Here is a 10,755-nt window from a genome sequence, read left to right on the forward strand (position 1 = left end):
TTAGGACGTAGCGGTCTCAATCTAGAGAACTTCGAAAACTTCATTCAAACCGATGCCGCGATTAACAGTGGTAACTCTGGAGGTGCGTTAGTGAATCTTAACGGTGAACTGATTGGTATCAACACGGCCATCCTAGGACCTAACGGAGGCAATGTCGGTATCGGCTTTGCCATTCCATCCAATATGATGACAAACCTGACTGAACAGATTCTCGATTTCGGTGAAGTAAAACGTGGCATGCTTGGTGTCCAAGGTGGAGAGGTCACCTCGGAATTGGCTGAAGCGCTTGGTTATGAGTCCAGCAAAGGTGCTTTTGTTAGCCAAATTGTACCCGACAGTGCTGCAGACAAAGCCGGATTGAAAGCTGGCGATGTCATTGTCTCCATTAACGGTAAGCGTATTGATACTTTTAGTGAGTTAAGAGCCAAAGTGGCCACCTTAGGTGCAGGTAAACAGATCGAGTTAGGCGTGGTTCGTGACGGTAAGAATAAGACCTTTGACGTCACGCTTGGTGAATCCACAAATAGTAAGACACAAGCTGAAAAGCTCCATGAAGGACTTGCCGGTGCAGAGCTCACCAACACAACCGACAGCGATTCAGCGACAGGCGTCAAGGTATCAAGTGTCGCTCAAGGTTCGCCAGCAGAAGCTTATCAGCTTCTTAAAGATGACATCATCATCGGGGTAAACCGCCAACCAGTTAAGAACCTTGCTGAATTTAGAAAGATTCTTGAAAAACAACCTGGCGTATTGGCACTTAATATACAGCGAGACGATAGGACTATCTATCTAGTTATTCGATAGCCATACGTCAGCGTAATTACAGGGAGGCTCAGTAAGTTTGCTTTAAACTTACTCAGTCTCCCTTTTCTTTAGATCAATCAAAATGCTATGCTTCACTGATAATCAAGTCAGTCATCCATTGACGGATGCTTCATACCTTACTTGTTGAAGAGGGAAACATGCTGTCCTTTCTATTTCGTTCTATTTCCCTTGGACTCGTTTCAGCGGCGCTTATTCTTCTCGCATTCCCGAGTTTAAGGCCGGCGATTGTTGCAGACGTCACGAACCCTCAAGTCGATAATATTGGCTCTCTTCAGATCTCATTTAACCAAGCGGTGCGACGAGCTGCACCCGCTGTGGTCAATATTTATAGTCGTAAATACGCAGAAAGCGATCGCAACAAGCTACTAACTCAAGGATTAGGTTCAGGGGTGATTGTTAGCGAAAAAGGCTACATCATTACCAACTTCCATGTTGTTGCTCAAGCTGACCAAATAGTCGTGGCACTTCAAGACGGACGAGTAGCGGCCGCACAACTTGTCGGCTCAGACAAACGCACCGATATTGCGATACTCCGAGTCAGCGGTGACAACTTACCTGTTATTCCACTGAACCCGAATTACAAAGCAAATGTCGGCGACGTGGTGCTGGCTATCGGTAACCCATACAACCTAGGGCAAACGACAACCTTTGGTATTATCTCTGCAACAGGTCGTTCTTCGATCAGTGCAGATGGTCACCAAGCCTTTATCCAGACTGATGCTGCAATCAATGAAGGTAACTCAGGTGGTGCACTGGTTAACTCACAAGGTGAGCTCGTCGGTATCAACACGGCTTCTTTCCAACAAGCTACCGACATGGAAACCTACGGGATCTCATTTGCAATCCCCTACTCACTTGCTAATAAAATCATGGAGAAGATCATCGCCGATGGTCGTGTCATTCGTGGTTATATTGGTATCGACGGACAAGACATCAATTCGGTGACATCACGCTTGCTCGGTACTAAGAACATCGGTGGCATTGTTGTTTTAGGCATTGACCCGAATGGCCCTGCAGCCGATGCCGGCTTTGAAGCACAAGATATCATTATCAGCATCAACAACACCCAAATTAGCGGACGACAGAGCGTAATGGACATAGTTACTGACCTTCGCCCGGGTACTATCATTGATGTTGGTGTATTGCGCAAAGGTGAAAACAAGACACTCAAGGTCACCATTACCGAAGACACACGCCTGTAGTCTTTATTTAGTTTGATTACTAATAGCTAGTAACTCAAACCGCCAATTACAGAGACAAAAAGTATAGATACAAAAAACCCAGCTCTTAAGCTGGGTTTTCTTTTATCAATCAAAGCTAATGATAAACTCAATCAAAACTAGGCGTCACTAGGTTCATCGATATCGATGCGAGTCACACGCTGCAAACCTCTTGGGAGCAGACCACCACGACGACCACGCTCACCACGGAAGTTTTCAAGATCCGCAGGTTTCAAGCCAAGTTTACGTTTGCCCGCGTAAATAGTCAGCGTTGCATTCTCTGGAATAGCCATCAGATGCGATACAAACTCTTCACGCTCTTTTGCTTTCGCAGAAGGGATGTTGATGATCTTGTTGCCTTTACCTTTGCTCAGCTGAGGTAGGTCTTTAATAGGGAACAACAACATACGGCCTTGGTTAGTAATTGCCAGAATCTGATTACTGTCCAAGTCAGCAATAGGGCTTGGCAACATCACTTCAGAAGCTTGTGGCAAGTTAACTAACGCTTTACCGCTCTTGTTCTTTGACAGCAGATCGCTACCCTTACAAACAAAGCCATAACCTGCATCAGAACCGACTAACCATAATTGTTCATTCTCTCCCATCACCACTTGGCGAATCGAAGTACCTGGGCTGACGTTCAGGCGGCCTGTAATTGGCTCACCTTGGCTACGTGCCGACGGTAATGAATGAGATTCAAGGGAGTAGCTTCGGCCATCACTGCCAAGGAACACCGCTTGTTGGTTACTCTTACCCTTAGCACTCGCTAAGAACTTATCACCAGATTTGTAGTTCAAGCCTTCAGCATCAACTTCATGCCCTTTAGCATGACGAATCCAACCTTTCTCAGACAACACAACCGTGATTGGTTCGCTTGGTACTAAGTCGCGTTCTGTTAGCGCTTTCGCTTCAGCACGCTCAATCAGAGGTGAACGACGATCATCGCCGTATTTATCTGCATCGGCTTGGATTTCTTTCTTGATCAACGTATTCAAGCGACGCTCTGAACCGAGTAGCTTTTCAAGCTTTTCGCGTTCAGCTTCAAGCTCTTCTTGTTCCGCTCGGATTTTAAACTCTTCTAACTTAGCTAAGTTACGAAGTTTAATATCAAGAATCGCATTGGCTTGAATTTCAGAAATGTTGAAACGGCTCATCAATACAGGACATGGTTCGTCTTCTGTACGAATGATTTCAATCACTTCATCGATATTAAGATAAGCAGCAAGCAAACCTTCTAAAATGTGCAAACGTGCTAGTACTTTATCTAAACGGTACTGCAAACGACGGCGAACGGTCGTGCGACGGAACTCAATCCACTCTTTCAGAATTTGAACTAGGCCTTTAACTTGAGGACGATTGTCTAAACCAATCATGTTCAAGTTAACCCGGAAGTTTTTCTCTAGATCCGTCGAAGCGAATAGGTGACTCATCAATTGGTCACAGTCGATACGGTTTGAACGAGGAACGACAACGATGCGAGTTGGGTTCTCGTGATCCGATTCGTCACGCAAGTCGTCAACCATTGGCAGCTTCTTAGCGCGCATCTGGTTAGCAATTTGCTCAAGTAACTTCGCACCTGACACTTGATGAGGTAAAGCAGTGATAACAATATCAGAGCCTTCCTTGTGCCAAACCGCGCGCATCTTGATGCTGCCACGGCCTGTACGGTAGATCTTTTCGATGTCCGACTTCGGCGAAATAATCTCAGCCTCTGTCGGGTAATCAGGGCCTTGAATGAAACCCATCACATCTGGAAGTTCAGCTTTCGGCGTATCAATCAAGTGAATCGCTGCGTTCGCCACTTCACGGACATTGTGAGGCGGGATGTCCGTCGCCATACCTACCGCGATACCAGTAATACCGTTAAGTAAGATGTGAGGCAGACGTGCAGGCAACATTTGAGGCTCTTTCATGGTGCCATCAAAGTTTGGTTGCCAATCAACGGTGCCCTGACCTAATTCACCTAGCAGAACCTCAGCAAACTTAGATAATTTCGCTTCGGTATAACGCATCGCCGCGAACGATTTCGGGTCGTCCGGAGCACCCCAGTTACCTTGACCATCTACCAATGGATAGCGGTAGGAGAACGGCTGCGCCATCAGTACCATCGCTTCGTAACAAGCAGAGTCACCGTGTGGGTGATACTTACCTAATACGTCACCAACGGTACGTGCTGATTTTTTGTATTTCGATGCAGCTGATAAGCCCAGCTCAGACATCGCGTAGATAATACGACGCTGTACTGGCTTCAAGCCATCACCGATATACGGCAATGCACGATCCATGATCACGTACATTGAGTAATTTAAGTAGGCATCTTCGGTGAACTTGCGCATTGGCAACTGTTCAACGCCATCATATGTAATTTCGTTAGACATCCATTATACCTCGGCCATATCACCGTTAGTCTGTAGCCATGTACGGCGATCATCTGCACGTTTTTTACCAAGCAGCATGTCCATCATCTCGTTGGTCGCTTCGTTGTCATCAATCGTTAATTGAACAAGACGACGAGTGTTTGGATCCATGGTGGTTTCACGTAACTGAAGTGGGTTCATTTCACCCAGACCTTTGAATCGTTGCACGTTGATCTTAGCTTTCTTCTGCGATAGTCGCTCAAGCACACCATCTTTCTCTGCGTCATCAAGTGCGTAGAACACTTCTTTACCGCAATCGATACGATACAGAGGAGGCATTGCCACATAGATATGACCCGCTTCAACCAATGCATGGAAATGGCGAGTAAATAGTGCACATAGCAGTGTCGCGATATGAAGACCATCCGAGTCCGCATCGGCAAGGATACAGATCTTACCGTAACGCAGGCCTGACAAGTCATCGTTATCAGGATCGATACCCAGAGCAACCGAAATATCATGTACTTCCTGTGAAGCCAATACTTGGTCCGCTGACACTTCCCATGTATTTAGGATCTTACCGCGAAGTGGCATAACCGCTTGGAACTCACGATCACGTGCTTGTTTAGCTGAACCACCCGCCGAGTCCCCTTCCACGAAGAAGATTTCGGTGCGGCTTAAGTCTTGAACTGAACAATCGGTTAATTTACCCGGCAGTGCTGGGCCTGACGCGATTTTCTTACGCACAACCTTTTTGCTTGCGCGCATACGGCGGTGAGCATTCGCAATACAAGCTTCTGCTAACTGTTCTGCCAATTGTGGCTTTTCGTTCAACCACAAGCTAAACGCATCTTTTACCACACCAGAAACAAACGCAGCGGTTTGACGAGAAGACAAGCGCTCTTTTGTTTGACCAGCAAACTGCGGATCTTGCATCTTCACCGAGAGTACGTACGAACAGCGATCGAAAATATCGTCGCCCGTTAGCTTAACCCCACGTGGTAGCAAGTTGCGGAATTCACAGAACTCACGCATTGCATCAAGCAGACCTTGGCGAAGACCGTTTACGTGTGTACCACCTTGTTTAGTCGGTACTAAGTTCACGTAACTTTCGGTGATCATATCACCGCCTTCTGGCTGCCAAATAATCGCCCAGTTCGCCATTTCTGTTTCAGCTACGAATTCGCCAACATACGGTTCTTCAGGAAGTAAGGTGTAACCTTTCACACCTTCGGCAAGGTAGTCTTTTAGGCCATCTTCATAGAACCATTTATGTTCTTCACCGCCAACCTTGTCGACAAAGGTAATTTCTAAACCTGGGCAAAGAACTGCTTTTGCACGTAGGTTGTTAATTAGACGAAGTGTCGAAAATTTAGAGCTATCGAAATATTTTGGATCTGGCCAAAAATGTACCGTCGTACCTGTATTGCGATGACCACAAGTACCTGTAACAGTAAGATCCGTTACGGCATGACCACCTTCAAGGGCAATTTCATGTACCTGACCGTCACGGCGAACCGTCACTTCAACACGTTTTGACAACGCGTTTACCACCGAGATACCTACCCCGTGCAAACCACCTGAAAACTTGTAGTTATTGTTCGAGAACTTACCGCCAGAGTGGAGCTTAGTTAAAATCAGCTCAACACCTGAGATGCCTTTTTCAGGGTGGATATCAACCGGCATACCACGGCCATCATCCGTCACTTCTAACGATTGGTCAGCATGCAACACGACTTTAATCTTCTTAGCGTGTCCCGCTAGTGCTTCATCAACCGAGTTATCAATGACTTCTTGGGCAAGGTGGTTTGGTCTTTCTGTCTCGGTATACATTCCCGGGCGATGTCGCACGGGGTCGAGACCTTCAAGTACCTCGAGGTCTTTTGCATTATATTGTTCAGTCATAATACGGAGTTTACTCAAAAAGTTTGCGTCAGTTCGCTGGCTCTAGTTTGACTAAAGCGAAATCATTACTATGAACCGTCATAGTAGAGCGAACGAGCGAAGTATTGGGGAATATAGTCTGGAAGCTGAGTAATGATGTCAAGCTAGTTCAAAAACTAAGGCATCAAACTATGATATTTCACCACTGATAGATGAAATAACAGTCAAACAAGAGAAAATTACTTGATTGCTGAAACAGATTAAAGATTTAGAAAGGTGATGATTTGCTGGGGGTAGCGTTCAAAATTAACAAAGCTATGATCCCCCCCTTCTTCTACTGTCTGTACTGCACCTTGGTACTTCTCTACCGCTTGTCGGTAATCCAGAACTTCGTCTTCCGTTTGCTGAAGTAACCAGAAGTCACTCGGCTGAGCGATAGCCGGAACCTCTAACGCCTTCAGTTCATTGATATGTTTTGTTTCCAGAACATATCGCTCTTCTGTATATGGATTTACTTGTTCACCTAAATAGTCAGCAAGAAGCTCATACGGCTTAACGGCTGGGTTCACAACCACAGCTTTAAAGCCATAGTGAGTATTCAGCCATGTTGAAAGATAGCCACCCAAAGAACTACCTACCAACGCTATCTGATATTGCTCTTTATATTGCTCCACCAGTTGCTGCAAATAAATGGCCGCTTGCTGAGGAAAACTCGGCAGTTGAGGTGTCATCACCTTGATATCAGGACGATGCTCCGCGCAATAGTCAGCCATCACCGTTGCTTTGTGAGAACGTGATGAACTGTTAAAACCGTGAATATAGAGAAGCAGTGGCGGCTTAGCGGCTTGCTGTTCAGAATCAAACATCAATAACCTGCCGCTTCAAAATCAGGTAAGAATTGTCCATGAGGTAAACGGCGAACTTGCGTGCTTACTGATCCATCTTGATGCAATTCAATCTCTCTCCAACCAGGCGACAAAGTATCAACCGCAAAGTCATCGGAGTTAGGTTTGAATTGTACACAAGTTGACGGTGTTGCCATGACTTGTACACCATGATGATCTCGATTCATGTCTTGATGAACGTGACCACACAGTACCGCTTTCACATTGGTGTGCTGTTGAACAACTTCCCAAAATTGATCAGCATCTTTCAGGTTATGTTGGTCCAGCCATGCACTGCCAACCAATAGTGGATGATGGTGCAGCAGAACCAAGGTATTACGTTCGGGGAATTCGGTTAGCTTTTGTTCTAGTAGATCAAGCTGTTGATCACTGAGACGTCCGTGAGGCACACCAACCACTTGCGAGTCCAACATCACCATCTGCCAATTATTGCCTAGCAAGACATGCTCAACACACTGTATTTGTGGTGATGGTAAAACACTGCCCATATTCGGTTTGAAGTCATGATTCCCTGGCAACCAGTAACACGGTTTATCCAAAGGTTGAATTCCTGACTCAAATTTTTGGTACGACTCAGCACTGTGATCTTGAGAAATATCACCGGTTGCCAAAATCGCTTGATAGTCAAAGCCCTGACTAACAATGGCATCGACTACAGCACGAAAGCTATCTTGAGTGTTGATGCTTAATAAGCTGCCATTGCTCGGCGCAAATAAATGCGTGTCCGTTAGCTGTACAAGCTTAATACTGCTCTCATCAAATTTTGAAGTGTGTGATAATTCCAAAATAACAAATCCAGATACGTTACTGTTTAGACTTTAAAAGTGTTTTTAAATAGGCTCAATTAAAAAGAAACTGGGGTTCGGCTGATACCCGTTTTTAAACAAAACGTTAACCATTCCCCAAGAAATTTGTTCAATTGAAATTTCTCATCCTTTTGCAGAAGTTTTGTGTTGGGATAGTCATATTTTGCTTTGACTCGCGAAAAATCCCCGCTAGCGCACACTTCTGCAACTCGAGCGTCGTGATATAGCCTGACAGACATTTTTGGCAAAGGAAACACTGGCATCGCGTCACTCTGACATATATCTATTAATGTGGTGTATTTTGTGACCTCATTCACTGTCAATTGATACACCATATTAACGGCTTGGTAACAGCGAACGTCACCAACCTCATGCTCAACCGGTAATAGAGCATTAAGTTTGGCATAGTTAGTCTCGTAAACTCGCATCAATTCAGCCAGATCGACATGATACGGTTTTTTGACTGCTATATTTGGCATGACGTTAATCTATCCACTCTGACTGTAATTCTTGGTAGTTCAATTGTAGCCACTGCAGCGCAATGATCGTGGCGCCATTTTCAAACACACCGTCTTTTACTAACTGATAAGCCTCTTCGCGACTCATCACTTGCACGCGAATATCTTCACCTTCGCAATCCAATCCGTGAACCCCTTTTGCTGTCGTGGCGTCAACACAGCCAACAAAGACGTCTAGCTTTTCTGAACAACCGCCGGATGAAGGATAATACGAAGTAATAGGCAATACAGATCCGACGTCGACCCCCGCTTCTTCCATAGCCTCACGACGAGCAACATCTTGTGGTGATTCATCGGTATCAATAATCCCAGCAACAATTTCGTATTGCCACGGGTTCTCATGATCTAGAGCACCGACACGGATCTGTTCGACGATCACGACTTCGTCACGTACAGGATCATAAGGTAGCAAAGCGGCAGCATGTCCACGCTCAAACATCTCACGCTCGATTGGTTGGCTCCAGCCGCCCTCAAACAGTCTATGTTTAAATGTGTACTTAACCATTTTGAAAAAACCACGAAACAGCGTCTCTTTTGAGACTATTTCCACATCTTGCGGAGTAAACTCATGTCGTTGATTGTCATACTGTTGCATTTGATACCTCACTAAGTGATCTTATAGTTTACTCATTGTCCGAGTTAACTACCAAGGATAAGGTTCAACTTTTAGTATAAAACTTATAATTAAAGTTAAGTTTTAAAAAATAAATATTGCACAAGTGGACAGTTAACTGTAAAAAAGTGCAAAGTTTCGAGTAAATTACCACCAAACTGGGTTAAACTCTTTTAAAGAAAATTCCATTAAAGGCAGGAATAGGAAAATGAAAAAACTGCTTCCACTATTTATCAGTGCAGCAATTGGCAGCCTGAGTTCGTCAGCTTTCGCTGATACGCTAGCTGAGGTTTACGACCAAGCAAAACAGAACGATCCTCAACTTCTTCGTTCAGCAGCGAAGCGCGATGCCGCTTTTGAAGCAGTAACGTCAAACCGTAGTGATTTGCTACCACAAATTGACTTGAGAGCTAACTACGACATCAACCGTGGTGAGCGAAGTGATGTAAATAATGACAGCAATCAATGGGGAGCTGGAATTTACTTTTCTCAGGAGCTGTACAAGCGCTCTTCTTGGATCACGCTAGATACAGCAGAGAAAAAAGCTCGCCAAGCTGATTCTTCATACGCAGCAGAGCAACAAGCTCTGATCCTTCGTGTTGCTACCGCTTACTTCGAAGTACTTCGTGCTCAAGATAGCCTAGAGTTTGTTCGTGCAGAAAAAGCCGCAGTTGCTCGTCAACTGGAACAAACTAAGCAGCGCTTTGAAGTTGGCCTTTCTGCCATCACCGATGTGCATGATGCGCAAGCTCAGTACGATGGTGTTTTGGCTGATGAAGTTTTAGCAGAGAACACTCTGATTAATAACTACGAAGGTCTACGTGAAATCACAGGTCAAGAGCACTCTAACCTAAACATCTTAGATACAGACCGCTTCTCAGCAAGCAAGTCTTCTGAATCTGCTGTTGCACTGGTTGAGCAAGCTCAAGAGAAAAACCTGAAGCTATTGGCATCACGTATTGATCAAGACATCGCTAAAGATAACATCACGCTAGCAAGCTCAGGTCATCTACCTAGCCTAACGTTGGACGGTAGCTATTCTCTTGCCGATCAATCAAGCAGCCCTAGTGATTACGACCAAGATAACCTAAACGTCGGCTTAAATTTAGTTGTGCCTCTATACACAGGTGGTAGTACAACTTCTTTGACTAAACAGGCTGAATACAACTACGTTGCAGCAAGTGAAGATCTTGAAGCGACTTACCGTAGCGTTGTGAAAGACGTTCGTGCCTTCAACAACAACATCAGTGCTTCAATTGGTGCGCTACGCGCTTACGAACAGTCTGTTGTTTCTGCTCAGTCGGCTCTAGAAGCTACAGAAGCAGGTTTTGATGTAGGTACTCGTACTATCGTTGACGTACTAGATTCAACTCGTCGTCTATACGATGCCAACAAGAACCTTTCAGATGCTCGTTACAACTACATCCTAAGTGTACTTCAGCTTCGTCAAGCTGTTGGTACGCTAAGCGAACAAGACATTGTTGATGTAAACGCAGGTCTAAAAGTCGCAAGTAAGTAATGCTTAAATCCTAGTTAAATACTCTAACCAGAGTATTTAATAAAGTGACTAGATTACCGTTACAAAAATGCCGCTCAATGAGCGGCATTTTTATTATCTATTGAAAGC

At 45.0% G+C, this 10,755-nt stretch carries 9 protein-coding genes; 3 read left to right on the forward strand and 6 right to left on the reverse strand.

Going from position 1 to position 10,755, the window contains the following annotated elements:
* Positions 1–804, forward strand: an 804-nt coding sequence (locus AB4232_RS15450; protein ID WP_372087469.1) for a PDZ domain-containing protein, incomplete at its 5' end; no start/stop codon positions are given.
* Between the two features lie 158 nt (positions 805–962).
* Positions 963–2,027, forward strand: a complete 1,065-nt coding sequence (gene degS / locus AB4232_RS15455; protein ID WP_029225535.1) for an outer membrane-stress sensor serine endopeptidase DegS — start codon at positions 963–965, stop codon at positions 2,025–2,027.
* Positions 2,028–2,164: 137 nt separating this feature from the next.
* On the opposite strand, the gene parC is transcribed toward degS, so the two are convergent.
* The 6 genes from parC to nudF all read right to left on the reverse strand — a co-directional run bounded on the left by parC (position 2,165) and on the right by nudF (position 9,110).
* Positions 2,165–4,423, reverse strand: a complete 2,259-nt coding sequence (gene parC / locus AB4232_RS15460; RefSeq protein ID WP_012603199.1) for a DNA topoisomerase IV subunit A — start codon at positions 4,421–4,423, stop codon at positions 2,165–2,167.
* Positions 4,424–4,426: 3 nt separating this feature from the next.
* A complete protein-coding gene (gene parE, locus AB4232_RS15465; protein ID WP_012603198.1) occupies positions 4,427–6,307 on the reverse strand; it encodes a DNA topoisomerase IV subunit B in 1,881 nt (626 codons plus the stop codon).
* Between the two features lie 239 nt (positions 6,308–6,546).
* Complete coding sequence (yqiA, locus tag AB4232_RS15470; RefSeq protein ID WP_017098295.1) at positions 6,547–7,152, reverse strand: esterase YqiA; 606 nt, start codon at positions 7,150–7,152, stop codon at positions 6,547–6,549.
* On the reverse strand, positions 7,152–7,976 hold the full coding sequence (gene cpdA, locus AB4232_RS15475; protein ID WP_009848963.1) for a 3',5'-cyclic-AMP phosphodiesterase: 825 nt from the start codon (positions 7,974–7,976) through the stop codon (positions 7,152–7,154). Before cpdA ends, yqiA begins: the two co-directional genes overlap by 1 nt.
* Before the next feature lie 59 nt (positions 7,977–8,035).
* Entirely contained in the window at positions 8,036–8,476 is a 441-nt protein-coding gene (locus tag AB4232_RS15480) for a DUF1249 family protein (protein WP_009848962.1), read from the reverse strand.
* Between the two features lie 4 nt (positions 8,477–8,480).
* Positions 8,481–9,110, reverse strand: a complete 630-nt coding sequence (nudF, locus tag AB4232_RS15485) for an ADP-ribose diphosphatase (protein ID WP_372087470.1) — start codon at positions 9,108–9,110, stop codon at positions 8,481–8,483.
* 226 nt (positions 9,111–9,336) lie between these two features.
* On the opposite strand from nudF, the gene tolC reads away from it, so the two are divergent.
* Positions 9,337–10,647, forward strand: coding sequence for an outer membrane channel protein TolC (tolC, locus tag AB4232_RS15490; protein ID WP_017102956.1), 1,311 nt, complete (start codon positions 9,337–9,339; stop codon positions 10,645–10,647).
* Positions 10,648–10,755 lie beyond the last annotated feature (108 nt).

Source organism: Vibrio sp. 10N.286.46.A8 (genome assembly GCF_041470165.1).
GTDB classification, from domain to species: Bacteria; Pseudomonadota; Gammaproteobacteria; order Enterobacterales; family Vibrionaceae; genus Vibrio; species Vibrio tasmaniensis_A.

Excerpts from the sequence above, each read along its gene's own strand:
- degS (WP_029225535.1), top strand. The coding sequence starts at position 963 with ATGCTGTCCTTTCTATTTCGTTCTATTTCCCTTGGACTCGTTTCAGCG.
- parC (WP_012603199.1), bottom strand. The coding sequence starts at position 4,423 with ATGTCTAACGAAATTACATATGATGGCGTTGAACAGTTGCCAATGCGC.
- parE (WP_012603198.1), bottom strand. The coding sequence starts at position 6,307 with ATGACTGAACAATATAATGCAAAAGACCTCGAGGTACTTGAAGGTCTC.
- yqiA (WP_017098295.1), bottom strand. The coding sequence starts at position 7,152 with ATGTTTGATTCTGAACAGCAAGCCGCTAAGCCGCCACTGCTTCTCTAT.
- AB4232_RS15480 (WP_009848962.1), bottom strand. The coding sequence starts at position 8,476 with ATGCCAAATATAGCAGTCAAAAAACCGTATCATGTCGATCTGGCTGAA.
- nudF (WP_372087470.1), bottom strand. The coding sequence starts at position 9,110 with ATGCAACAGTATGACAATCAACGACATGAGTTTACTCCGCAAGATGTG.
- tolC (WP_017102956.1), top strand. The coding sequence starts at position 9,337 with ATGAAAAAACTGCTTCCACTATTTATCAGTGCAGCAATTGGCAGCCTG.